23 protein-coding genes are annotated in these 20,252 nt (G+C 66.5%); 15 read left to right on the forward strand and 8 right to left on the reverse strand.

The features are described 5' to 3' along the window. Positions 1-169: 169 nt before the first annotated feature. Genes QZ709_RS18450 through QZ709_RS18470 form a run of 5 tightly spaced genes read right to left on the reverse strand, consistent with a single transcriptional unit; the run spans position 170 to position 3,977 of the window. A complete protein-coding gene (locus QZ709_RS18450) occupies positions 170-1,018 on the reverse strand; it encodes a TatD family hydrolase (RefSeq protein ID WP_294638948.1) in 849 nt (282 codons plus the stop codon). A 42-nt stretch (positions 1,019-1,060) separates the two neighbouring features. Next, positions 1,061-1,747 carry an ATP-binding cassette domain-containing protein gene (locus QZ709_RS18455; RefSeq protein WP_294638949.1) on the reverse strand — a complete coding sequence of 229 codons (687 nt, stop codon included), beginning with the start codon at positions 1,745-1,747 and terminating at the stop codon, positions 1,061-1,063. Beyond that, the gene (locus QZ709_RS18460; protein ID WP_294638950.1) at positions 1,747-1,956 is read right to left on the reverse strand and encodes a DUF2788 domain-containing protein; all 210 of its coding nucleotides are present in this window, start codon (positions 1,954-1,956) and stop codon (positions 1,747-1,749) included. Before QZ709_RS18460 ends, QZ709_RS18455 begins: the two co-directional genes overlap by 1 nt. Before the next feature lies 1 nt (position 1,957). Further along, positions 1,958-2,731 carry a DUF2189 domain-containing protein gene (locus QZ709_RS18465; RefSeq protein ID WP_294638951.1) on the reverse strand — a complete coding sequence of 258 codons (774 nt, stop codon included), beginning with the start codon at positions 2,729-2,731 and terminating at the stop codon, positions 1,958-1,960. Further along, on the reverse strand, positions 2,724-3,977 hold the full coding sequence (locus QZ709_RS18470) for a lipoprotein-releasing ABC transporter permease subunit (protein WP_294638952.1): 1,254 nt from the start codon (positions 3,975-3,977) through the stop codon (positions 2,724-2,726). Before QZ709_RS18470 ends, QZ709_RS18465 begins: the two co-directional genes overlap by 8 nt. 35 nt (positions 3,978-4,012) lie before the next feature. On the opposite strand from QZ709_RS18470, the gene QZ709_RS18475 reads away from it, so the two are divergent. Further along, positions 4,013-5,023, forward strand: a complete 1,011-nt coding sequence (locus QZ709_RS18475; RefSeq protein ID WP_294638953.1) for a hypothetical protein — start codon at positions 4,013-4,015, stop codon at positions 5,021-5,023. An 11-nt stretch (positions 5,024-5,034) separates the two neighbouring features. Continuing rightward, on the forward strand, positions 5,035-6,756 hold the full coding sequence (gene recJ, locus QZ709_RS18480; RefSeq protein ID WP_294639130.1) for a single-stranded-DNA-specific exonuclease RecJ: 1,722 nt from the start codon (positions 5,035-5,037) through the stop codon (positions 6,754-6,756). Positions 6,757-6,770: 14 nt separating this feature from the next. Here recJ and QZ709_RS18485 read toward each other — a convergent pair whose 3' ends face one another. The 3 genes from QZ709_RS18485 to flgA all read right to left on the reverse strand — a co-directional run bounded on the left by QZ709_RS18485 (position 6,771) and on the right by flgA (position 8,470). Further along, a complete protein-coding gene (locus tag QZ709_RS18485; protein WP_294638955.1) occupies positions 6,771-7,133 on the reverse strand; it encodes a hypothetical protein in 363 nt (120 codons plus the stop codon). A gap of 34 nt (positions 7,134-7,167) precedes the next feature. Further along, positions 7,168-7,479 carry a flagellar biosynthesis anti-sigma factor FlgM gene (gene flgM, locus QZ709_RS18490; RefSeq protein WP_294638956.1) on the reverse strand — a complete coding sequence of 104 codons (312 nt, stop codon included), beginning with the start codon at positions 7,477-7,479 and terminating at the stop codon, positions 7,168-7,170. A gap of 127 nt (positions 7,480-7,606) precedes the next feature. Then, positions 7,607-8,470, reverse strand: a complete 864-nt coding sequence (gene flgA, locus QZ709_RS18495; protein ID WP_294638957.1) for a flagellar basal body P-ring formation chaperone FlgA — start codon at positions 8,468-8,470, stop codon at positions 7,607-7,609. Between the two features lie 173 nt (positions 8,471-8,643). Between flgA and flgB the strand changes: the two genes are divergently transcribed. The 13 genes from flgB (at position 8,644) to QZ709_RS18560 (ending at position 20,240) form a co-directional block, all read left to right on the forward strand. Beyond that, positions 8,644-9,084 carry a flagellar basal body rod protein FlgB gene (flgB, locus tag QZ709_RS18500; protein ID WP_294638959.1) on the forward strand — a complete coding sequence of 147 codons (441 nt, stop codon included), beginning with the start codon at positions 8,644-8,646 and terminating at the stop codon, positions 9,082-9,084. Positions 9,085-9,112: 28 nt separating this feature from the next. Next, positions 9,113-9,523: a flagellar basal body rod protein FlgC gene (gene flgC, locus QZ709_RS18505; protein ID WP_294638960.1), complete on the forward strand. Its 411-nt coding sequence runs from the start codon at positions 9,113-9,115 to the stop codon at positions 9,521-9,523. An 18-nt stretch (positions 9,524-9,541) separates the two neighbouring features. Beyond that, complete coding sequence (locus QZ709_RS18510) at positions 9,542-10,195, forward strand: flagellar hook capping FlgD N-terminal domain-containing protein (RefSeq protein ID WP_294638962.1); 654 nt, start codon at positions 9,542-9,544, stop codon at positions 10,193-10,195. Between the two features lie 33 nt (positions 10,196-10,228). Further along, positions 10,229-11,515: a flagellar hook protein FlgE gene (flgE, locus tag QZ709_RS18515; protein ID WP_294638963.1), complete on the forward strand. Its 1,287-nt coding sequence runs from the start codon at positions 10,229-10,231 to the stop codon at positions 11,513-11,515. Positions 11,516-11,555: 40 nt separating this feature from the next. Beyond that, the gene (flgF, locus tag QZ709_RS18520) at positions 11,556-12,284 is read left to right on the forward strand and encodes a flagellar basal-body rod protein FlgF (protein WP_294638964.1); all 729 of its coding nucleotides are present in this window, start codon (positions 11,556-11,558) and stop codon (positions 12,282-12,284) included. A gap of 31 nt (positions 12,285-12,315) precedes the next feature. Continuing rightward, positions 12,316-13,101, forward strand: coding sequence for a flagellar basal-body rod protein FlgG (flgG, locus tag QZ709_RS18525; protein WP_294638965.1), 786 nt, complete (start codon positions 12,316-12,318; stop codon positions 13,099-13,101). Beyond that, the gene (locus QZ709_RS18530) at positions 13,101-13,766 is read left to right on the forward strand and encodes a flagellar basal body L-ring protein FlgH (protein WP_294638966.1); all 666 of its coding nucleotides are present in this window, start codon (positions 13,101-13,103) and stop codon (positions 13,764-13,766) included. Before flgG ends, QZ709_RS18530 begins: the two co-directional genes overlap by 1 nt. A gap of 42 nt (positions 13,767-13,808) precedes the next feature. Next, positions 13,809-14,939: a flagellar basal body P-ring protein FlgI gene (locus QZ709_RS18535; protein ID WP_294638967.1), complete on the forward strand. Its 1,131-nt coding sequence runs from the start codon at positions 13,809-13,811 to the stop codon at positions 14,937-14,939. Beyond that, positions 14,939-15,868 carry a flagellar assembly peptidoglycan hydrolase FlgJ gene (gene flgJ, locus QZ709_RS18540; protein ID WP_294638968.1) on the forward strand — a complete coding sequence of 310 codons (930 nt, stop codon included), beginning with the start codon at positions 14,939-14,941 and terminating at the stop codon, positions 15,866-15,868. The genes QZ709_RS18535 and flgJ overlap by 1 nt, the downstream gene beginning before the upstream one ends. Before the next feature lie 20 nt (positions 15,869-15,888). Then, positions 15,889-17,592, forward strand: a complete 1,704-nt coding sequence (gene flgK, locus QZ709_RS18545; RefSeq protein ID WP_294638969.1) for a flagellar hook-associated protein FlgK — start codon at positions 15,889-15,891, stop codon at positions 17,590-17,592. 18 nt (positions 17,593-17,610) lie between these two features. Continuing rightward, a complete protein-coding gene (gene flgL / locus QZ709_RS18550) occupies positions 17,611-18,549 on the forward strand; it encodes a flagellar hook-associated protein FlgL (protein WP_294638970.1) in 939 nt (312 codons plus the stop codon). A gap of 21 nt (positions 18,550-18,570) precedes the next feature. Next, positions 18,571-19,779 carry an EAL and HDOD domain-containing protein gene (locus tag QZ709_RS18555; RefSeq protein ID WP_294638971.1) on the forward strand — a complete coding sequence of 403 codons (1,209 nt, stop codon included), beginning with the start codon at positions 18,571-18,573 and terminating at the stop codon, positions 19,777-19,779. A 125-nt stretch (positions 19,780-19,904) separates the two neighbouring features. Continuing rightward, positions 19,905-20,240: a hypothetical protein gene (locus tag QZ709_RS18560; protein WP_294638972.1), complete on the forward strand. Its 336-nt coding sequence runs from the start codon at positions 19,905-19,907 to the stop codon at positions 20,238-20,240. Positions 20,241-20,252 lie beyond the last annotated feature (12 nt).

Here is a 20,252-nt window from a genome sequence, read left to right on the forward strand (position 1 = left end):
GCCTGTGCCGGAATTGGCCAGGACACCGATGTGACAGGGAAAGGCCCAAGGTGGAACAGGGTTATCCCACCCGACATGGAGCACGAGTGCCTCAGGCTGAAGCAGTTGACCGCCCGACTGCTCCCGGCACGCCGTGGCGCAAACGCGCCATTCGGAGACAGCTTCCGTGTCAGCCCGGAGCACCCAGGAGCAACAACCGTGGCAGGACGCGCTGGGCGTTACGGGTGGTGTGCCACTTGACCTGCTCGAGCGACCACCCTCGCAGCGCGGCCAGCACGGCAGCCATGGCCGGCAACTCTGCCGGCTCGTTACGGCTGCGTAGACCTGCAGCCCGCTCGGCCGCCGTGCGGTACAGCCAGTGCGGCGGAATGTCCGGGGCATCGGTTTCCAGCACGATGGCATCGGCCGGCAAGGCGGCTGCCAGGCGGCGGATCTGGTGTGCCCGATCGAACGTCATCGCGCCGCCGAAGCCCAGGCAGAAGCCCAGATCCAGGAAAGCGTGGGCCTGCTGAAGGCTGCCGTTGAAGGCGTGGGCGATCCCGCCTCGCACGGGCCGCCCTCGCGCTCGTTGCAGGCGCAGGTGTTTGAGCAACAGGTCGGCACTGCGGCGCACATGCAGGATCACGGGCAAACCGTGTTCGACCGCGAGCTCGAGTTGCTGCGCGTACAGCGACTCCTGCCGTTTCCGGGAGCACTCATCCTGCAAGGCCGGCACGAAGTGGTCCAACCCGATCTCGCCCACGGCGACAAGACGAGGGTCCTGGCCGTGCTGGGCGAGTGCCTCGCCCAAGCGCGCGACCGGGTCGTCGCCCGCCGCATGCACGTACAGCGGGTGGGTGCCCAGCGCGTAGGCTCCATTGGCCTCCTGAGCTGCCCGTCGCGCGCTGTCGAACAAGGAGGGCATCACCGCTGGAATGACCTGCATGGCCACCCCGGCTGCGCGGGCCCGGGCAATCACCTCGGGCCGGTCCGCGCCGAACTCCGGCGCATCGAGGTGGCAATGGGTGTCGATCCACATCGCATCCACCTGGGGTCCAGGCCTGGCCAGCGCAAGGCAGCGTCAGTCGACGAACCGCCCGCCGACCAGCTGGTGGCGCACCACGCAGCGCGCCGCCAGGGTAGCGTCGTGCGTCACCATCACGACCGCCGTGCCTTCGTTGCGGGCGAGCTCCATCATCAGCTCGAACACCGCGTCGGCTGTGCCGCGATCCAGGTTACCTGTCGGCTCGTCAGCCAACAGGCACGCCGGCCGTGTGACCAGGGCCCGAGCCACTGCCACGCGCTGCCGCTCACCGCCGGACAACTCGGCCGGCCGGTGGTTGCCGCGGTGTGCCAACCCGACACGAGCCAGCCAGTCCTGCGCGTGTTCACGCGCCTGCGCAATGGGCTGGCGCCGGATCAGCAGCGGCATGGCCACGTTGTCGATGGCCGAGAACTCGGGCAGCAGGTGATGAAACTGATAAATGAAGCCCAGGTGCTGGTTGCGCCAGCTGCCCTGCTCGGCCGGGCTCATCTGCGCCAGATCACGCCCCATGAGTCGCACCTGCCCCTGGGTGGGCGAGTCGAGCCCGCCCAGCAGGTGCAACAACGTGCTCTTGCCGGAGCCTGAGGCCCCGACGATGGCCACGGTCTCGCCGGCCGACACGGTCAGGTCCACGCCATGCAGCACCGTCACGTCCACGGGGCCTTCGTGGAAGCGGCGTACCAGGCCCCGGGCATGCAGGATGGAGGAAGCGGAAGATGTCATCAGATGTTCAGCAACCACGCGATGACGTTCTTGGCGACGAAGCCCAGCACGCCGAAACCCAGCACCAGAAACAGCACGAAGGTGCCGAACTTGCCTGCCTTCGATTCGCGCGCGAGCTGCACGATGATGAACATCATGTAGAGGATGAACGCGCCGACCCCGAAGGTCAGGCCCCACTGAGCAATCTGCTCTTCGGTCAAGCCGTACATGTCAACTCGTCTCTCGGACCACGAGGTCCCGGTAAGCATGCCAGGTGGCGTGCCCCAGCACCGGGAGCACCACGATCAGGCCGAACATGAATGTTGCAAGTCCCAGGGCCGTCAGCGACATGACGATGGCGGCCCACAGGCTCATGCAGATGGGATTGGCTGCCACGGCCTGCCAGCTGGTGCGCAGCGCGCATTGCATGGTGACCTGGCGGTCCAGCAACAGGGGAATGGCCACCACACTGGAAGCAAAAATCGGGGCAGCCATGAGCCCGCCCAGCAGCAGCCAGATCTCGAACACCCCGGAGTCGGACGCCAGGACCACGCGATAGAGGAAATCGACAGGCGTGGCGACCGTCGGCTTCACACCGAGGGTAATGATGGCCGCGGAGCTGATCACCCAGCCCGTGCCCATGGCCGTCAACAGGATGCCGAACTGAACCAGTCTCCGGTCCAGTGAAGCCCAGACGCGCTGAACGGTGCCGAAGTTGGCTGGCTCCCCACGCACCAGCGCGCGGCTGACGGCGTACAGGCCAGTCGACAGGATGGGAGCCACGAGCAGGAACCCCGAGAACGCCCCGGCCAGGACCCAGAAGTGGTTCCAGGCAAACGCCAGCAGCGCGCCCCCGAACAGTGCCATCAGGGCACCGTGCGCCAGGCCGACCCTTGGAGCGGCCATCAGATCGGCCCACCCGTGGGCCAGCCACCGGAAGGTGCGCAAGGAGTGCACCTTGCGCACGTGGAGGGGACGGTGTTCGGCAGGAATGAGTTCACTCATAGCGCAAGGCCTCGGCAGGTTGCACACGACTGGCGCGCCAGCTGGGGTAGAGCGTGGCGGCGAGGGACAGAACGAGTGAAATCAGGGCAATGGGCACGATGTCGGTCGACTGCGGGTCGGAAGGCATGCGGCTGATCAGGTAGATGCTGCCCGGCAGGAAATCGACGCCCAGCAGGCGCTCGATGGCCGGCACGATCACGTCGATGTTGAAGGCGACCAACAAGCCCAGCCCCAGGCCACCGAGCGTGCCCAGGAACCCCGACAGCGCGCCCTGGACCATGAAGATGGCCATGATCGAGCGGGGACTGGCGCCCAGCGTGCGCAGGATGGCGATGTCGGCGCGTTTGTCGGTCACGGTCATGACAAGGGTGGACACCAGGTTGAACGCGGCCACCGCCACGATCAGCGTCAGGATGATGAACATCATGCGCTTTTCCACCTGCACCGCATCGAACCAGTTGCGGTTGGTGTGCGTCCAGTCACGCACGATGACGCCATCGCCCAACAGGTTCTGCAACTCCGCACCGACCTGACGGGCCGCCTGGGCATCCTTCAGGCGCAGTTGCACACCGGTGATCCCCCCGGTACGAAACAGGCGCGCGGCGTCTTCGGCATGCATCAGCACCAGGCCGCTGTCGTACTCGAAGTGGCCTGCGTTGAACAGGCCCACCACCGTGACCTGCTTGAGGCGGGGCACCACCCCTGCGGGTGTCACCTGACCGCTCGGAGCCACGAGGGTGATCACATCGCCTTCTCGCAGGCCCAGACTGCGCGCCAGTTCCACCCCGATCACAACACCCCAGCCCCCAGGCACCAGCCGGCCAAACACGGGCTTCATGCTGGCAGCCAGCGGCGTGACCTGGGCTTCCTCTGCCGGAACGATGCCGCGGACCATGGCCCCGCGCATGTCGTCACCCCGTGCAATGAGCGCCTGCGCCGGCACGAAGGGCGCAGCGCCAGCAACTGCTGGATGGCGCCGCGCGGCATTCGCCAGCAGCTTCCACTCCACCAGAGCCCCACCGTGGGCGTCGTAGAGCTCCACGTGGGCAATGACGGACAGCATCCGGTCGCGCACTTCCTTCTGAAAACCGTTCATCACCGACAGCACGATGATGAGGGCCGCCACCCCCAGCGCAATGCCCAGAACGGACACGCCGGAAATGAAAGAGATGAAGCCGTTGCGTCGGGTGGCCCGGCTGGCACGGGTGTAACGCCAGCCAACACGCCATTCATAAGGCAGATTCATGGTGGGGGGAGTGTACTCATTCGATAATCCCCCCCATGCCCGCCCCCGATGTGAAAGAAGCGCCGCTGCCGCACTGGATCGTGCCGTTTGCCGCCAGCCTGTCCGAGCCTTGCGTCCAGGCCCTGCCCCGCCTGGACGCTGCCGATGCCCTGCCCCACTGGTCCGAGTTGTGGGGGCTGCTGGAGGAAACCGGGCGACTACATGCGGATGAGTACGCACTGTCGATGCCGCACGAGCGCGTTCTGGCCGACCTGCTCGGCTGGGCCGAGACGGGCGATGCCCTGGCAGACGGGGCCTTGCCCTGGGCCGCCTGGTGGGCCCATCACGACGGCGTCACGTTGACGCCCGACCAGTACTGGGGCCAGCTGACCCCTTGCCACTGGCTGATGGGCCGTGACCACATGACCCTGCTGGACCCGGACAGCATGGGGATCACCGCAGCCGACTCCCGAGCCGCGTTCGAAGCGGTGCGAGATCTGTTCGAGAGCGATGGCTGGACGCTGCTGTGGGGCGCGCCCACCCGCTGGTATGCATCCCATGCCTCGCTGGCAGGGCTGCCCACGGCGTCGCTGGACCGCGTGATCGGTCGCAATCCGGACGTGTGGATGACGGATCACCCGCAGGCTCGGGTGCTGCGGCGGCTGCAGAGCGAGGTTCAGATGGTGCTGTATCAGCATGCCGTCAACGACCGCCGTGAAGCAGCAGGCCTGCCCACGATCAACTCGTTCTGGTTGAGTGGCTGCGGCTTGCCCGGCCGGACGGCGACCCTGCCAGCCGGGGTGACCGTGGTCGACCACCTGCGTGCGTCCCTGCTGGCCGACGACATGCCGGCCTGGCTGGCCGCCTGGCAGGAAGTGGACGCGTCGGTGCTGGCCCCGGCCTGTGCCCGGCTCAAGGCCGGGCAGCCCGTGAAGCTCACCCTGTGCGGGGAGCGAAGCGCCGTGACACTGACGGCCGCGGCGCCGCGTGGCGCGCTGGGCCGTTGGTGGCAACGTTGGCGTGGCGTGACCGCTGCGCGCCCCGCCAGCTGGCTGGCCGAACTGTGAGCGCCATCCCGATGCAGTTGATCGAACGAGACGTTCCCCCACGCGCCGCCTGGGCCCTGGAACAGGCCGGCGTCCACCCCTTGCTGGCCCGCCTGTTCGCGGCCCGTGGCGTGCGCCAGGCCGACGAGCTGGACGACAGCCCGGCCCGCCTGCTTCCGCCCGACGCCTTGTCCGGCACCCGTGAGGCGGCACTGCTGCTGGCAGACGCCCTTGCTGCCGGCCAGCGGCTGTGCATCGTCGCGGACTACGACTGCGACGGCGCCACCGCCTGCGCGACGGCCCTGCGCGGCCTGCGCATGCTGGGCGCCCGAGCAGAGCAGCTGAGCTACGTGGTACCCGACCGCGCCGTTCACGGCTATGGCCTGACGCCCCCCATCGTCGAGCTCGTGCGGGCCCGGCGCGCCGACGTCCTCATCACGGTGGACAACGGGATGGCCAGCCATGAAGCGGTCGACCTGGCGCACTCGATGGGCATGAAGGTGCTGATCACCGACCACCACCTGCCCGTGATCGAGGCCGACGGCAGCGTCAACCTGCCGCATGCCGATGTGATCGTCAACCCCAACCAGCCTCAATGCCGCTTTCCCAGCAAGGCCCTGGTGGGCGTCGGGGTGATGTTTTACGTGCTGCTCGCTCTGCGGGCGGTGCTGCGCGAACGCGGCGCCTTCGAGGCCGCCAGCCAGCCGCGCATCGACAGCCTGCTGGATCTGGTGGCCCTCGGCACCATCGCCGACGTCGGTCGACTGGACGACAACAACCGGCGTCTGGTCTCCCTCGGATTGAAGCGCATCCGCGCAGGACGGATGCAACCCGGTATCGCGGCGCTGTTCGCAGCGGCAGGCCGCGACCCGGCGCGCGCCACCAGCCAGGACTTCGGGTTCTCGCTGGGCCCCCGCGTCAATGCGGCGGGCCGGTTGGCGGAGATGGGGCTGGGCATCGAATGCCTGGCCACCGATGACCCGGCCCGCGCGGAGACTCTCGCGCGCCAGCTGGATGCCATCAACAGGGAACGCCGCGACCTGGAAGGTGGCATGCGGGAGCAGGCAGAGATGCTGCTGGAGCAGGTGATGCCGGAAGGCGAGCCCCCCGCCGCGCTCGCCCTGTTCGACCCGGATTTTCATGAAGGGGTGGTCGGGATCGTTGCATCGCGGCTGAAGGACCGGCTGCATCGTCCCACCTTTGTCTTTGCGCGCGGACAGGACGGCCTCCTGAAAGGCTCTGGCCGCTCCATTCCCGGCTTTCATTTGCGCGACGCTCTGGACCTGGTGGCCAAACGGCACCCCGGATTGCTCAAGCGCTTCGGCGGCCATGCCATGGCAGCGGGCTGCACCGTGGCGGAAGCGGATTTCCCGAAGTTTCAGACTGCCCTTGAACACATCGCCGAAGCAGAACTGGATGCGAGCCTGCTGCAGCGGCAGCTGAGCACCGATGGCCCTCTGGCGGTGCACTGGTTCACACCGGACACCGTGCAGGCGCTGGACGCCGCCGTGTGGGGCCCCGGATTCGACGCGCCGGTGTTCTGCGAGCCGGTCGAGGTGATCAACCAGCGTCTGGTGGGCGAACGCCACCTCAAGCTCAGCCTGCGGGTTCAGGGCCAGGTGCGCGACGGCATCTGGTTTGGCCGGACGGCTCCCTTGCCAGCGCGGGCGCAACTGGCCTACCGCGTGTCACTGGACGAGTTCCAGGGGCGGCAGCGCGTGCAGATGGTGGTGGAAGGCGCGGTCGAGGCCTGAGGCCCGGCGCCGTTTCAGCGGTAGGCTTTGATGGCCTGGGCACCAGGGCCGCTGGCCAGAGCCCCGTAAGTGTCGGCCTGCTCACGCGGCAGCAACACCTGGAGCGTACGCTCGAATGTCAGGGCCGCCCGATGAGCCGGTGCAAGCTGGGCCGCGGCGCGCGCGCGCGCCAGATCGAGCCGTTCGCGCAGCGACGGCGTCAACGACGCAGCCCCGTGCTGGCCCGCCACGCGAGCCGTTTCCATCAGGGCCTGGTGCAATCCTTCGCTGGCCGCCTCGATGCCCGAGGGCTCGCCCTGGGCGAACGCGGCTTCAAGCGCGTCGAGTTGCTGCTCGAGAACCGACACCCGCTGAGCCAGGGCGTCAGCGGGTGGCATGGGAAGGCCTCGGCCCAACGCGGACATGCTGAAATCAGGCAGCGCGTGCCTGCAGCAGGTCGCGGGCGTTGCTGATGAGCTTGTCCGCGATCACTTCTGCGTTGACCTTGTAGGTCCCGTTGTCGATCGCCGACTTCACCTCGGACACCTTGGCCGCATTGAAGTCGCCGTTGTCGGCGGTGTTCATCAGCCCGGTTGCCGTAGAGGACAGCGTCACCTTGGCGCTCTCGCTCACACCACCGTCCAGAGAACCGGTCTTGCCGGGTGTGGACGTGGTGGTGGCACCCTCGGTCCGCTGGGCGGCCCCGGCGCCTATCGCCTTTTCAAGTGGGTTGCCGATCTTCATGATGTACTCCTGTTTCCCGGCTTTCACCGAGTGGTCACATCCGTCTTATCGACGAGAGACTGACCGACTTTAATCCGTTTTGCATCCCGAACCCCATGAATAAGGGGTCAAAACGCAATCAATTGTTTCAGAGCCGGAGTTCGGCCAGTCTTTCGCCCACTGGCATCGCGCACACCGTACGACCATTTTCGGCACGGATGCGCGCACATTGACCCTCATCGCCATGTGCCATTGCCCGCCCCTCGGCCTGCACATGGAAGCCGTCACCCAGCACGTTGACGGTGACGGTGTCTCCGAGCGCGAACCAGCGCCGCGGACGGACGTCGCTGGTGCGAAGGGCATGCCCTGCTTCCAGCGCCCGCGTCACAGAGCGCCCGATCAGGGCTGCCGGCTGGAGCACGGCAGGCGCGGGCTCGGCCGCCAGGTCCACTTCGGCCAGCTTGAGGTCGGCCGCCGTGAGGGGCTCACCGGGCCGCAGTGGCGCGGCGGCCACGACGGCCTGGCCCCACACGCGTACGGTCACGGGCCAGAAGACGTTCCAGCGCACCGGCCCCTGCTCGCAACGCAGGCCGACACGCGTGCGGCCCCAGAGCCGGGCGCCGGCGGGAAGGTAGGCCTGGATGCGCTGGCAAGGCGCCAGTCGCAGACGGGGATCGAGCTCGCCCAGTTCGAACGCGACACGCCAGGGGCTGCGCGCCGCGCTGCTGCCGGCGCCTTCACCCTGCGCGACTTTCTGTTGGGACAGCAAGGCCCCCACTTCTGCGCGCAATGCCAGGCTGGCATCTGCAGGCAGGGCAGCCTGAGGCGCCGCTGTCTGCCCCCACGCCACGCACACGAGCGCCAGCGTCCATGCGAGGGCCAGCGCGCCTCGCGACAGCCAGCAGGCCAGCGAGGCCCGCCACCATGATGTGGCATCCGACGCGCTGCGCGCGACTGCCCCGATCGGGGACGCGGCAGACGGCGGTTTCGAGGACGACAGCGGGCTGAACATGGTGAATCGGACTGTACGGATGCGGCCGGCCGGCCGAGGTCTGAAATGGCGGCCGAAACGCCCCTTATTCCGGCTCATGTTCCGGCCGCGCTCGCCGCACCATCGGCACCAAGCTCAAGGCCTGGGCTCGGACACCGGATCCACCGGTCCGTCGAAGGCCGGAGGTCCCCGAGATGTTGAACCGCTTGACCGATTCCCTGAATTTCCAGGCCCAGGCCCTGACCCTGCGGTCGGAGCGCCAGCGCCTGATCGCCAGCAACATCGCCAACGCCGACACGCCGGGCTATGTGGCACGCGACTTCGACTTCGCCACAGCCCTGCGCAATGCGACGGGCCAGAGCTCGGTGGCCGAACGCAGCCCCGGCATGCCCAAGCTGCAGCTGGCCACGACCAGCGCATCGGGCCATCTGCAGCGAGATGGCCGCCCTGCCGGCGCACGCACCGAGCCCGACATGAATTACGCAGCCGCATCGCAGACGAACCTGGACAGCAACTCGGTGGACATGGACCGCGAGCGCGCCAGCTTCGCCGACAACACCGTGCGCTACGAGGCCACGCTGCGCTTCATCAACGGCTCGGTCCGCACGTTGAACACGGCGATCACCGGCCAGTGAGGCCTTCAAGCAGTCAGAGGAGTGCCCCATGTCGATGTTCAACATCTTCAACGTATCAGGCAGCGCCGTCAGCGCCCAGGCGCAGCGGCTCAACGTCGTGGCGTCCAACCTGGCCAACGCCGATACGGTGGCCGGCCCGGATGGCCAGTCCTACAAGGCGCGTCATGTGATCTTCAGCACGGCGCCGATGGGCAGCGTGGGGGCGGCCGGCGTGACGGTGTCCAACGTCACCGAAGACGCCAGCCCCGGACGACGCGTACATGACCCACGCCACCCCCAGGCAGATGCCGATGGCTACGTCACTTACAGCAACGTCAACGCGGTGGAAGAGATGGTCAACATGATCTCGGCCTCCCGCTCGTACCAGAACAACGTGGAGGTGATGACCACCACGAAGTCCCTGCTGATGAAGACCCTGCAGATGGGTCAAGGCAGCTGAGGCTGAAGAAAGCACACCATGAGCACCACCACCCCTGTCAACGGCGCGAGCGCTGCAACCACATCCAGCAGCTCCAACAAGACGCCCACCGCGAGCGAGGCGTCGGACCGCTTCCTGAAGCTGCTGGTCACGCAGATGCAGAACCAGGATCCGCTCAACCCCATGGACAACGCCCAGGTGACGAGCCAGATGGCCCAGATCCAGACGGTGACGGGCGTGGAGAAGCTGAACACCACGATGACCAGTCTGGGCGCCAACCTCACGCAGATGCAGATGCTGCAGGGCGCCGGTCTGGTCGGCCACAACGTCTGGCTGGAAGGCAACAGCCTGGCGACAGGCAACAACGGCGTCACGGTGGGCGGCTACGAGCTGACCTCGGCCGCCGCCAATGTCCGCATCGACATCCTCGACAAGGCCGGCAAGGTGGTCGACACCGTGACGCAGTCCGGCATGCCGGCAGGCCGTCAGGGCTTCACCTGGACCGCGCCGGAAGGCACCAACACCAGCGGCATGACTTTCAAGGTCACGGCCACATCGGGCAACACCGCAGTGGGCTCGACGGCCATGATGCTGGATTACGTCAATGCGGTCAGCACACAGAACGGCACGCTCAAGCTCGAGCTGCAGAACAAGGGCAGCGTCGCCTACAGCGCTGTCAAGGCCATCTCGTAAACGGCGCGGCCGTCACCCCCGAAAGGAACAGACATGGGCTTCCAGCAAGGACTTTCCGGACTCAATGTGTCCAGCAAGAGTCTGCAGGTCATCGGCAACAACGTGGCCAACGCCAACACCTACGGCGCCAAGACCGCCCGCGCCGAGTTTGCCGACATGTACGCGGCCTCACTCAACGGCGGTGGCAGCAACAACATCGGCATCGGTGCCACGATCGCCTCGGTGGCCCAGCAGTTCACGCAGGGCAACATCACCACCACCGAGAACCCGCTGGACATCGCCATCAACGGCGACGGCTTCTTCAAGGTCCAGCGTTGGGACATGGGGAGCAACGGATCGCTGTATGTGGCGGGCGAGCGGCTTTTCTCCCGCAATGGCCAGTTCAAGGTCGACAACAACGGCTTCATCGTGAACAACCAGGGGCACAAGCTGCTGGACGAGGGCGACCAGCCCATCAAGCTGGCCCTGACCGGCGGCAGCGCCAAGGCCACTGGCCGCATCACGATGGACATCAACCTGAATGCATCGGAGATGGCGGACGATGCCTACGACACCTCCGTCTACCCCCCGCTGACCGGCTCCTACACCTTCAGCACCACGCAGACGCTGTATGACGGCTCGGGCCAGGGTGTGGCGGTGGACTACTACTACCGCAAGAGCGGTGACGACAGCTGGGATGTGTACGCAGCCGTGAATGGCAAGTACCTGCCTACCGGCTCCACCACTCCGGCCTTCCAGATCCAGTTCGACCCGGCCACCAGCAAGCCCAGCCAGATCGTCGACTACAACGGAAACTCGCTGACGACCAAGGCGCAGATGAGCCTGGTGCAGTTGCCGCCGTTCTCGGGTGCGGATGTCGGGATCTCCACGCTGTCCGACGTCAACGCCACGATCGACTTCAGCAAGGCCACCCAGTACGCCGGCAAGTCGGTCGTCAACGAGCTGCAGCAGGACGGCTACCCCCGTGGGGATTTCTCGAGCTTCAACATCGACTCGACCGGTGCCATCCTGGTGCGCTACACCAACGGCCAGACGGTGACAGAGGCCCAGATCGGGCTGGCACGATTCAATAACCCGCAGGGCCTGGAGCCAAAGGGGGGCAACGAGTGGGGGCAGACCGCATCGTCCGGCCCCGCACAGTACGGCACGCCCGGTGCGGGCCGCCTGGGCCTGCTTCAAGGCGGGGCACTGGAGGAGTCCAACGTCGACCTGACCGGTGAACTCGTCAACATGATCGTGGCGCAACGCACCTATCAGGCCAATGCGCAGACCATCAAGACGGAAGACCAGGTGCTGCAGACGCTGGTCAACATCCGCTGATGAACCGGCCCGTCTCTGATCTGACCGCAAGGAGCTGCTGATGGACCGCATGATCTACCTCAGCATGGCCGGCGCCAAGATGAACATGCAGCGCCAGGACGTGCTGTCGAACAACCTGGCGAACGTGAGCACGACCGGCTTTCGGGCCGAGTTGCAGGCCATCCGTGCCGTGCCGGTGCGCGGCGACGGCGCCACCACCCGCGTTTACTCGCTGGAAACCACCGTTGGCTACGATGACGCAGCCGGTCCGGTCACGGTGACGGGCCGCCCGCTCGATGTGGCCATGCAGGGCAAGGCCTGGATGACCGTGCAGGCGCTGGATGGCACCGAGGCCTACACCCGAGCCGGCACGATGGAGGTGCTGCCCGACGGCACCCTGGTCACGCCGGGCGGCTTGCCGGTGATGGGGGATGGCGGGCCGATCACGGTGCCGCCGGAGACCGAGGTGACGATCGCGCCCGATGGCACGGTCAGTGCCAAGCAGGCCAATGGACAGATCAACCAGGCTGGCCGGATCAAGATGGTCATCCCGGAAGAAAAGCTCAAGCGTGGCGACGATGGGCTGTTCCGCACGGCCAACGGGGACCCCCTGCCCCTGAGTGATGTGGCGCGGCTGCAGAGCGGCGCGCTGGAAGGCTCGAACGTCAGCCCGATCGAGACCATGGTGTCGATGATCGCAGCCGCTCGCCAGTTCGAAGCCCAGATGAAGATGATGCAGACCGCCGAGCAGGACGAGAAGGCGGCCTCGCAACTGTTGTCGAGCTCCTGAGCTTCGACCTGAACCCTGAAGGAGACCGGCCATGATGCGTTCCCTGTGGATCTCGAAATCCGGCATGGAAGCCCAGCAGACCCAGCTGGACCACATCTCGAACAACCTGGCCAACAGCGGCACGAACGGCTACAAGCAGTCGCATGCCGTGTTCGAAGACCTGATGTACCAGACGCTGCGGCAAAGCGGCGCCAACAGCTCCGAGCAGAGCACCCTGCCCACCGGGCTGCAGGTCGGGCTGGGCGTCAGGCCGGTGGCCACCTCGCGCCAGTTCACGCAGGGCAGCCTGCAGCAGACCAGCGGCAACCTGGACGTGGCCATCAACGGCAAGGGCTTCTTCGAGGTCACACTGCCGGATGGCCGCATCGGCTACACCCGCGACGGCGCCTTCCAGCTGGACAATCAGGGCCGCATCGTCACCAACAACGGCTATCTGGTGAACACGAACGGCGCCACGGTGCCGGCCGAAGCCACCAACATCACCATCTCGGCCGACGGCATCATCTCGGCAAAGCTGGCAGGTGAAACAGAGCCTGCGGTCATTGGCCGCTTCCAGATCTCGAACTTCGTCAACGCGCCAGGGCTCGATCCCATCGGCCAGAACACCTACGTGGAATCGGTCGCCTCCGGCCCCCCACAGTCGGGCAACCCGCAGTCCGGCAGCCTGGGCTCGCTATCTCAAGGCTTTGTCGAGACCTCCAACGTCAACGTCGTGCAGGAGCTGGTGCAGATGATCCAGACCCAGCGCGCCTATGAACTGAACTCCAAGGCCATCCAGACCTCGGATCAGATGCTGCAGAAGCTGGGACAGCTGTGATGAAACTGCGCCTTATCGCCGCCCTGTGCGCGCTGGCCCTCTCGGGCTGCGTGACCCTCAACCCCAAGGTCGAGGTGGTCGAGCCCACGCAGGTTCGCCCCGCCCCGGTGGCCCAGCCGGTGGCCAACACGGGCTCGATCTTCCAGAGCGCAGGCTACCGGCCGCTGTACGAAACGCACCGCGCACGCATGGTGGGCGACATCATCACCATCGTGATCAACGAGCAGCTCAAGGCCAACCAGGAAAAGACCACGACCATCCAGAAGGACGGCAAGGTCTCGAGTGGCATCACGGCCGTGCCATTGATCGGGGCGTCCGCGCTGGCCAAGCTCGAAGCCGCCGGCAACAGCAACAACACCTTCAATGGCAAGGGCTCGGCGAAGGCCGACAACCAGTTCGAGGGCACGATCACGGCCACCGTGGTGGAGGTGCTGCCCAACGGACACCTCGTCGTCTCGGCCGAGAAGCAGATCGGCATCGGCGCCAACGTCGACGTGCTGCGTTTCTCGGGCCAGATCGACCCCATGGCCATCCAGCGGGACAACAGCGTCAGTTCGCAGAAGGTGGCCAATGTCCGCGTCGAGCAGCGGGGACAGGGCTCCCAGCAGGAAGCCCAGGGAATAGGCTGGCTGTCGCGCGTCTTTTTGAGCATTTCGCCGTTCTAAAGCTTCCGAAAATGGAGCCGACCCCCAGAAGGATTCGGCTCCATGCGTACCACCTCCCGCCTGATCAAGCTCCTGATCGCACCGGCCTGCCTGGCCGCCCTGCTGGCCAGTGCCCTGCCCGCGCACGCCGCATCGGTCCGCCTCAAGGAGATCGCGGCCGTGCAAGGGGTTCGCAGCAACCAGCTGATGGGGTACGGACTGGTCGTCGGCCTCGACGGCACGGGTGACCAGACAGCTCAGACGCCCTTCACCGGCCAGAGCATGAACGCGATGCTGCAGCAGATGGGCATCACGGTGCCGCCGGGTGCGGCCATGCAGCTCAAGAACGTGGCTGCCGTGCTGGTGACGGCCTCCCTGCCCGCCTTTGCTCAGCCCGGGCAACCGCTGGATGTCAACGTCTCCTCGATCGGCAATGCCAAGTCCCTGCGCGGCGGCACCCTGATCGCCACGCCGTTGAAGGGGGCAGACGGGCAAATTTACGCCCTGGCGCAAGGCAACCTGATCGTGGGCGGCGCGGGCGCCTCACAAGGCGGCTCCAAGGTGCAGATCAACCACCTCAGCGCCGGCCGCATCCCAGACGGTGCCACGGTCGAACGGGCGGTCCCCACCCCTTGGCTTCAGGGCAGCCTGATCCAGTACGACCTGCGCGCGGACGACTTCAACACCGCGCGTGAAGTGGCCAAGGCGATCAACCAGGCCAAGGGCGACGGCACGGCCGAGGCCATCAACGGCCGCACGGTGGCCGTCAAGCTGCCGCAGGCACCCGGCGAGCGGGTCGCCTTCATGGCCGATCTGGAGAACCTCACCATCACGCAGGCCACTCCCGCCGCCCGCATCGTGATCAATGCGCGGACCGGCTCCGTCGTCCTGAATCAGAACGTCACCATCGGCCCCTGCGCGGTGGCGCACGGCAACCTCTCCGTCACGATCAGCTCGACGCCGGTGATCAGCCAGCCCAATCCACTGTCGCAAGGCCAGACCGTCGTCAGCGAGAAAGCCGACATCTCGATCAACCAGGCGCCGGGTGCCCTGATCCAGATGCCCGCCGGCACCAAGCTGACGGAGGTGGTCAAGGCGCTCAACACCCTGGGTGCCAATCCGCAGGACCTGCTGGCGATTCTTCAGGCGATGAAGGCGGCCGGCGCGCTGCAGGCTGAACTGGAGGTGATCTGATGGCCCTCACACCCCGCCCTGGTGGCCTGACCACCGATCTGCGCTCGCTGGACCAGCTGAAGGCCACAGCGGGCCAGGACCCTCGTCGGGCCGTTCGAGATACGGCCAAGCAGCTCGAAGGCCTGTTCATGCAGGAGCTGATGAAGAGCATGCGGGCCACCACGATGAGCTCCGGCATGCTGGACAACAGCGGGACGGAGATGGGCGCCAGCATGCTCGACCAGCAGTTCGCCACCCAGATGACCGGGCTGCCCGGCGGGCTGAGCGACATGATCGCGCGCCAGCTGGAGCGCCAGATGGGCATCCGCTCGGACCAACCGGCTGCTGCAGCCAACCCGACTGCACGCATGCTCGGCAGCGTCACACCGAACCAGGCCCTCGACGCCCGGCTCAACACCGACCGCAGCCGCGTGGATGCCGAAGGCCGCCCGGTGGCAGCCAATGGCCGTGCACTCAGCGCATCGGAGCAGTTCGTGCGCAAGCACCAGGCTGCAGCCCGCGCGGCGGAAGAGGCCACGGGCATCCCGGCCAGCAACATCCTGGGCCAGGCAGCGCTCGAATCCGGCTGGGGGAAGCGCGAAATCAAGACGGCGGACGGCCAGCCCTCTCACAACCTGTTCGGCATCAAGGCCACCTCCGGGTGGAAGGGCAAGGTGGCCGAGGTGACCACGACCGAGTACATCGGCGGTGTCGCACGCAAGGTGACGGCCAAGTTCCGTGCGTATGACTCATACGAGGAGGCCTTCAAGGACCACGCCCGGCTGTTGAGCCAGAGCCCGCGCTACAGTCAGACGGTGGCCCAGGCCGACACGGCACAGGGTTACGCGCGCGGCCTACAGAAGGCCGGCTACGCCACCGATCCGGCCTACGCCGACAAGCTGACCCGCGTGATCAACACCACCCTGCGTCTGCAGCGCACCGTGGCCTGACCCACTGAGGAGTTCGCACCATGGGATCAGGCATCTTCGCGCTCAGCACCCGTGCGATGTTCGCCAACCAGGCGATGCTGGACACGACCGCGCACAACATCAGCAACGTCAACACACCCGGCTACTCACGGCAGAAGGTCGAACTGTCGACGGAAGGCGGCATGTACACCGGGGCCGGCTTTTTCGGCCGGGGCGTCAAGGTCACCACCATCACCCGCTCGACCAACGAGTTCCTGATCAAGTCGGCCAACGAGGCCTCGGCCGCCGCCTCGGCCGACAAGACGCGTCTGGACAAGCTGGAGCAGCTGGAAACCGTGCTGCCCACCGGAGAGACCGGCCTGGGCTACGCCGCCACGCAATTGCTCAATGCCTTCGTCGATGTGGCCAACCAGCCGCAGGACATGTCGGCGCGCCAGGTCGTGCTGTCGCGTGCCGAAGAGTGGGCCAGCCGCATCCGCTCGTCCGCGCAGCAGATTGAACAGCTCCAGGCCGGCGTCATCTCCGACCTGGGCACCGACATCAAGCAGATCAACGACTACGCCAAGCAGATCGCGCGGCTCAATCAGGACATCGCCAGCGCCAAGGGAACCGGCCAGCCCCCCAACGACCTGATGGACCGCCGTGACGAGGTCATCACCCGGCTCAACAAGCTGGTTCAGGTCAACACCGTGGAAGCCGACGATGGCAGCCTGAGCGTGTTCATGGGCGGCGGGCAACTGCTGGTGTTGAGCAACCAGGCACAGGAACTGGCCCTGATGCAGGGCACCAACGCAGACGGGATCACGGTCGGCGCGGTCGGCATCGTGACGGCCAACAGCCTGCGCCAACTGGACGACAGCCAGCTGGTCGGCGGCGGACTGCGCGGGCTGCTGGACTTCCAGAACAAGGATCTGGCTTCCACACGCAAGGACCTCAACGACTTCGCCTCGAGCTTCGCGGCTGCCATCAACACGCAGCAGCAGCTGGGCATTCTGGCGAAGAAGGATGCGGCGGGCAACGTGCTGCAAGGCAATGCGCTGTTCACAGGCATGGACAAGGCCATCACGGTACGCGTGAACCTGCAGAATCCGCAGGACATCGCCGCGGCATCGCCGTTGGTGGCCTACACCGCGGACACCAACCGCGGAACGATGTCGGTCGATTCGCTGACCATGAACGCCCCGTCGGGTCGCGCCCTTCCCGCCACGCCTTTGACGCTGACGTTCCAGACGCCAGCCACCGGCAGCGGCTTCAACGTGGTCGACGGCAGTGGCAACCTGATTGCGGCCAACTGGCTGCCCGGTCAGAACCTCGTCTTCAACGACGCGGGCGGTGCGGCCCTGTTCACACAACGCATCACCGGCGTGCCCGAAGCCGGTGACAGCATCACGATCGAGCCGCCGGTGGACCCTTCGGGGAACAACGGCAATGCACGCGGGATGCTGGAGCTGCGCGACCGCAACCTGATCTCGTTGAGCTCCAACGGGTCGGTCACCACCGTGACCAACGCGTATTCGCAGATGATCGGCAACCTGGGGGTGCTGGTCCAGAGCGGACGCACCGCCTCGAGCATCAGCAGCGCGCTGGACACCCAGGCGACCCAGACGCTGGAAGCCACCCGGGGCGTGAACCTGGACGAAGAAGCCGCACGCCTGATCCAGTTCCAGCAGAGCTACCAGGCCGCGGCCAAGGTCTTGCAGGTGGCCCAGAAGGTTTTCGACACGCTGCTCAACGTGTCACAGTGATACGCAAGGAAGTTCATCATGCGCCTGTCCACCGCCTATGCCTACGAGCAGTCGATCAACAATCTGCAGAACCGCCAGCAGGACCTGAGCCGCACGCAGGGCCAGCTGACCTCCGGCAAGCGCGTCAACCTGGCCAGCGACGACCCCACGGCCGCCGCCCGGGCGGAGCGCGCTCTGGCCTCCATCGCCCGCAACGATTCCGACAAGCGCGCCCTGGACGCCAGCCGCAACGCCATGGGTATCGCGGAATCGGCTCTGGGCGATGCGGTGGAGTTGCTGCAGAGCGCCCGCGAAACCATGGTGGCCGCCGGCAACGGCTCCTACTCCGACGGCGAGCGGGATGCGCTGGCCAAGAAGCTGGTCGAGATCCGCAAGCAGTTGCTGTCGATCGCCAATCGGCCGGACGGCAGCGGCGGCTATGTCTTCGGCGGCCAGGGCCTGTCAGACACCCCGTTCACCGAAGTGTCGAACACCGCGCCGGGCACCGTGCAATACAACGGCCAGCGGGGTCGCATCCAGGCGAGCTCCAGCGAACAGGTCAGTCTCACGGTGGACGGCCAGCGCACCTGGATGCAAGGACGGGACGAGCAGGGCAACCTGGTCGGCGTCAACGTGTTCGACGCCCTGACTTCCGCCATTGCCGGCCTGCAGCAGAGCAACGCCACCAGCACCGACCTCCGGGCCACCGTGAACAACGGCCTGAAGGACCTGGACAAGGTGATGGGCAACATGCAGGCGGCCCGTGCCGAGGTGGGTGAAGCCCTGAACCGCATGGACGGCATCGAAAGCCGCATTGGGTCACTCAAGCTGGCAGCCCAGAACGAGAAGTCCAACGCGGAAGACCTGGACATGATCGAGGCGATTTCTCGCTTCCAGGGGCAGCAGGCGGGTTACGACGCGGCTCTGCGCAGTTATGCTGCGGTCCAGAAAATGTCGCTCTTCCAGTACATCGGCTGATTTCCCCCGCATCGCGCCCTCATGGACCACCCCATTCTTTCGCAGATCGCCCTCGCCTACAGTCCGGTGATCGACCGCCAGCGCAACGTGATCGCCACGCGTCTGTCGGTCTTCCCGCTGACGCCAGACACCAGACTCTCACCGGCCGCGCTCATCGAGGCCCTGGAAACCGTCTGGCCGGCAGGCGGGCCGGCCGTCTGGCTCAATGTGGTCAGCGAAACGCTGCTACACGACCTGATCCTCAGCAAGCCGGCTCCGCAGTGGCTCGTCGAGATTCCCGCCTTCATGGCGACGGACCCGGCCAACGCGGAGGCCATCTGCGCGCTGCACAGCCATGGCAGCACGCTGCTGCTCAAGGGGCGCCCGCTGACAGAACTCCCGCGTGAAGTGCTGCCCTGCTTCAAGCACGCCATCATCGATTTCTCGGAAGACCGCCGGGTGGACCAGACCACCGGGGGGGTCGGCTTCAATCCGGACGGCGTGGCACGCCACATCGTGCACGTGCAGGCCGGCGTGGAAACCGTGGCCGACATGGAAACCAGTTTCCGCCGGGGTGCCATGGCCGTCCTGGGATGGCCGATCGACGACGCCATCCACGACAGCGGCAAGCCGGCCGACCAGCCGGCGCTGCAGGTCATCGTGCAGTTGATCGACCAGGTGCACCGCCAGGCCGACATCGAAGACCTGGAAAACACGCTCAAACGCGACCCGCCGCTGGCCTACAAGCTGATGCGCTACATCAACTCGCCGGCCTTCGGGCTGTCGGTGGAGATCAGCTCGTTCCGTCACGCCATCATGATCCTGGGCTACCAGCGGCTCAAGCGCTGGCTGGCGCTCTTGCTGGCCACCGCCAGCAAGGACCCCAACATGCGGCCCGTCATGTTCGCGGCCGTGCGACGGGGCCTGTTGATGGAAGAGCTGGCCCGCGCCGCCCATGCCGACGACGAGACCCGTGGCGAGCTTTTCATCTGTGGGGTGTTCTCGCTGCTCGATCGCATGTTCATGCAGCCCTTCCCCCAGTTGCTCAAGACCATTCCGGTGCCGGAGCGGGTCTACCAGGCACTGGCCGAAGGCACCGGCCCTTACGAGCCGTACTTCAAGCTGGTCAAGGCCATCGAAGGCAGCACGCTTTTCGACATCCGGGACGCGGCCGAAGGCATGCTGATGGACTTCGGAGACGTGAATGCCGGCATCCTGAGGGCACTGGCGGCGGCCGCCCAGCTCGACTGAGCCCCCGAAGGCGCGGGGGAGCCGGCATCCGGGCTCCCGCCTTGTGGATTCCGCACGGGAAGGCACCCCTCACACCAAGGGAAAACCCTTGATCTTTTATGGCCCCCGGCTATTCTCCGGGAACCATGAATGCGCTTGCTCCCCTCATCGGCGTGCTGGTCCTGTCCATCGTGCTGGTTGTCAACTTCTTCCATGCCGCCTGGCGACTGGGCATGTTGCGCGCCTTCGGGCGGCGGCGGCACCTGAGTTGGCGCGCGCTGGCTGCCGGCAGCCTGGCCGGCTGCCTGCCGTTTGCCGGTGCGGTGATCGCGTTGACGCTGATCCCGGCCGACAACGGTGCCGACATCGCGGCGGCCGCGGCGCCCCTGGCGGTGCAACTCGCCCTCGCGGGGCTGGTCATCCACCTGCTCAACGATCAGCTCGTGCAGTGGGGCTGCGCCACGACGCCCGTGGCACGCTGAAAGGCGTGTGGC

The sequence above is a fragment of the uncultured Aquabacterium sp. genome (genome assembly GCF_913773725.1).
In the GTDB taxonomy this organism is placed as follows: Bacteria; Pseudomonadota; Gammaproteobacteria; order Burkholderiales; family Burkholderiaceae_C; genus Aquabacterium.

Coding starts and splice junctions, on each gene's coding strand:
- QZ709_RS18450 (WP_294638948.1), bottom strand. CDS start 1,018: ATGTGGATCGACACCCATTGCCACCTCGATGCGCCGGAGTTCGGCGCG.
- QZ709_RS18455 (WP_294638949.1), bottom strand. CDS start 1,747: ATGACATCTTCCGCTTCCTCCATCCTGCATGCCCGGGGCCTGGTACGC.
- QZ709_RS18460 (WP_294638950.1), bottom strand. CDS start 1,956: ATGTACGGCTTGACCGAAGAGCAGATTGCTCAGTGGGGCCTGACCTTC.
- QZ709_RS18465 (WP_294638951.1), bottom strand. CDS start 2,731: ATGAGTGAACTCATTCCTGCCGAACACCGTCCCCTCCACGTGCGCAAG.
- QZ709_RS18470 (WP_294638952.1), bottom strand. CDS start 3,977: ATGAATCTGCCTTATGAATGGCGTGTTGGCTGGCGTTACACCCGTGCC.
- QZ709_RS18475 (WP_294638953.1), top strand. CDS start 4,013: ATGCCCGCCCCCGATGTGAAAGAAGCGCCGCTGCCGCACTGGATCGTG.
- recJ (WP_294639130.1), top strand. CDS start 5,035: ATGCAGTTGATCGAACGAGACGTTCCCCCACGCGCCGCCTGGGCCCTG.
- QZ709_RS18485 (WP_294638955.1), bottom strand. CDS start 7,133: ATGCCACCCGCTGACGCCCTGGCTCAGCGGGTGTCGGTTCTCGAGCAG.
- flgM (WP_294638956.1), bottom strand. CDS start 7,479: ATGAAGATCGGCAACCCACTTGAAAAGGCGATAGGCGCCGGGGCCGCC.
- flgA (WP_294638957.1), bottom strand. CDS start 8,470: ATGTTCAGCCCGCTGTCGTCCTCGAAACCGCCGTCTGCCGCGTCCCCG.
- flgB (WP_294638959.1), top strand. CDS start 8,644: ATGTTGAACCGCTTGACCGATTCCCTGAATTTCCAGGCCCAGGCCCTG.
- flgC (WP_294638960.1), top strand. CDS start 9,113: ATGTCGATGTTCAACATCTTCAACGTATCAGGCAGCGCCGTCAGCGCC.
- QZ709_RS18510 (WP_294638962.1), top strand. CDS start 9,542: ATGAGCACCACCACCCCTGTCAACGGCGCGAGCGCTGCAACCACATCC.
- flgE (WP_294638963.1), top strand. CDS start 10,229: ATGGGCTTCCAGCAAGGACTTTCCGGACTCAATGTGTCCAGCAAGAGT.
- flgF (WP_294638964.1), top strand. CDS start 11,556: ATGGACCGCATGATCTACCTCAGCATGGCCGGCGCCAAGATGAACATG.
- flgG (WP_294638965.1), top strand. CDS start 12,316: ATGATGCGTTCCCTGTGGATCTCGAAATCCGGCATGGAAGCCCAGCAG.
- QZ709_RS18530 (WP_294638966.1), top strand. CDS start 13,101: ATGAAACTGCGCCTTATCGCCGCCCTGTGCGCGCTGGCCCTCTCGGGC.
- QZ709_RS18535 (WP_294638967.1), top strand. CDS start 13,809: ATGCGTACCACCTCCCGCCTGATCAAGCTCCTGATCGCACCGGCCTGC.
- flgJ (WP_294638968.1), top strand. CDS start 14,939: ATGGCCCTCACACCCCGCCCTGGTGGCCTGACCACCGATCTGCGCTCG.
- flgK (WP_294638969.1), top strand. CDS start 15,889: ATGGGATCAGGCATCTTCGCGCTCAGCACCCGTGCGATGTTCGCCAAC.
- flgL (WP_294638970.1), top strand. CDS start 17,611: ATGCGCCTGTCCACCGCCTATGCCTACGAGCAGTCGATCAACAATCTG.
- QZ709_RS18555 (WP_294638971.1), top strand. CDS start 18,571: ATGGACCACCCCATTCTTTCGCAGATCGCCCTCGCCTACAGTCCGGTG.
- QZ709_RS18560 (WP_294638972.1), top strand. CDS start 19,905: ATGAATGCGCTTGCTCCCCTCATCGGCGTGCTGGTCCTGTCCATCGTG.